Below are 2075 nucleotides of genomic sequence, written 5' to 3'. Positions count from 1 at the left end.
GATAGCCTATGGAAACGAAAAATAAAGTCGACATCATCAAGCTACTGGACTACATCGACCCGTCAACACTTGACTATCAAGAATGGGTTGACGTCGGCATGGCGCTTAAGTCGGAAGGATATACAGCTTCTGATTGGGACGCCTGGTCACGCAGCGATTCGGTACGCTATCATCCAGGCGAGTGTTTTAAGAAGTGGGCCACGTTTGAAGGAAACGGCATTACTGGCGCGACGATCACGCAGATGGCAAAAGATCGCGGATGGGAACCACACCAGCATACCGAAGATCGTGCCCTGGGATGGGACGATGAAATCAGCGGCGACGATGATTATATTGTGATTGATAAAAATTGGATTGAAGGAAAGGAAATCGCCGAGCCGAAAGACTGGAATCCGGTACGTGAAATTACCCGTTACCTGGAAACACTGTTTGAATCGACGGAAAATGTCGGATATGTGACGTCCGTATGGCAAAACGAAGATACAGGTAAATATCTGCCAACTAAGGGAAATTGCGACCGTACAGCCGGAGAATTGATCCAAGCACTGAACGCCTGCAAAGGAGACGTTGGATCCGTCATGGGCGATACGAAACCGGAAGCCGGTGCATGGATCCGATTTAATCCGCTTGATGGAAAAGGTGTTAAAAACGACAACGTGACGGATTACCGGTATGCCCTTGTTGAGTCCGATACAATGGATCTGGAAAAACAGAATGCCGTTATGCGCGAACTGGAACTGCCGATTGCTGTTCTTGTTTACAGTGGTGGAAAGAGTATTCATGCGATCGTCAAAGTCGAAGCGCCAGACTATAACGAGTACCGGAAACGCGTCGATTACCTATATAATGTCTGCCAGAAGAACGGGCTCAGCCTGGACAAGCAGGACCGTAATCCGTCACGCCTAAGCCGCATGCCGGGCGTCGAACGTAACGGAAAAAAGCAGTTTATCATCGATACCAACATCGGTAAGACCACATGGGAAGAGTGGTATGAATGGATTGAAGGCGTCAATGATGACCTGCCTGATCCGGAAGGATTGTCGGACTATTGGGATCATATGCCGGAACTGGCTCCGGCACTGATTGAAGGAGTGCTGCGCCAAGGCCATAAAATGCTCGTGGCTGGACCATCGAAGGCCGGTAAGTCGTTTGCTTTAATTGAGCTATCCATAGCCATCGGTGAAGGTGTGAAGTGGATGGCATGGAAATGTGCGCAAGGTAAAGTACTTTACGTCAATTTGGAACTCGACCGCGCCAGCTGCTTACACCGGTTTAAGGATGTCTATGGGCGGCTAAACATGCACCCTGATCACATTGATAATATTGACATCTGGAACTTGCGCGGCAAGTCGGTGCCCATGGACAAGTTGGCTCCGAAGTTAATCCGTCGGGCACAGAAGAAAAACTATATCGCCGTTATCATCGACCCCATTTACAAGGTGCTCACGGGTGATGAAAATAGTGCTGATCAGATGGCACACTTTACTAACCAATTTGACAAAATAGCAACGGAGTTAGGCTGCTCCGTCATCTATTGCCATCACCACAGTAAAGGCATGCAGGGTGGCAAGAAGTCGATGGATCGTGCCAGTGGATCCGGCGTATTCGCCCGTGATCCGGACGCGCTGCTTGACCTGGTTGAATTGGATCTGACAGATGCAGTTAAAAAGCAGCAGGAAGATCGTGCGGTGTGCCAAGCCTATGAATCTATATTTAAGAAATACAATCCTTCTTATCTTGAAGAGCATGTCGGACAGGATGACCTACTTAGTGTGACACAGATGCGTACGCACGCGGAAGCTGGTCTAAAAGGCCACAACAATGAAATGAATCAGGCTATTGATGCAGTAAAGCAAGCAGTAAAAATACGTACAGCCTGGCGTATTGACGGGACGCTGCGTGAATTTCCTAAGTTCGACCCTATCAATATATGGTTCGACTATCCAGCCCATCGTATGGACGATTCTGGCGTGTTGAAGGACATTCAGCCGGAAGCAGAGCAGCCATCATGGAAGAAAGCAATCGGTAAACGTAAGAGTCCAGAAGCCAAGAAAAAGGAACGAAATGAAGCATTT

General features: G+C 48.5%; 1 protein-coding gene. It reads left to right on the top strand.

Features of this window, described 5'->3' with window-relative positions; all coding sequences use genetic code 11:
* Window positions 1-8: 8 nt before the first annotated feature.
* Window positions 9-2075 (top strand): AAA family ATPase (locus tag E4665_RS17960; protein WP_135350175.1); only part of this gene is annotated, 2067 nt, incomplete at its 3' end.

It is taken from the genome of Sporolactobacillus shoreae (genome assembly GCF_004684935.1).
In the GTDB taxonomy this organism is placed as follows: Bacteria; Bacillota; Bacilli; order Bacillales; family Sporolactobacillaceae; genus Sporolactobacillus; species Sporolactobacillus shoreae.
This window is presented reverse-complemented; position numbering and strand designations above follow the sequence as displayed.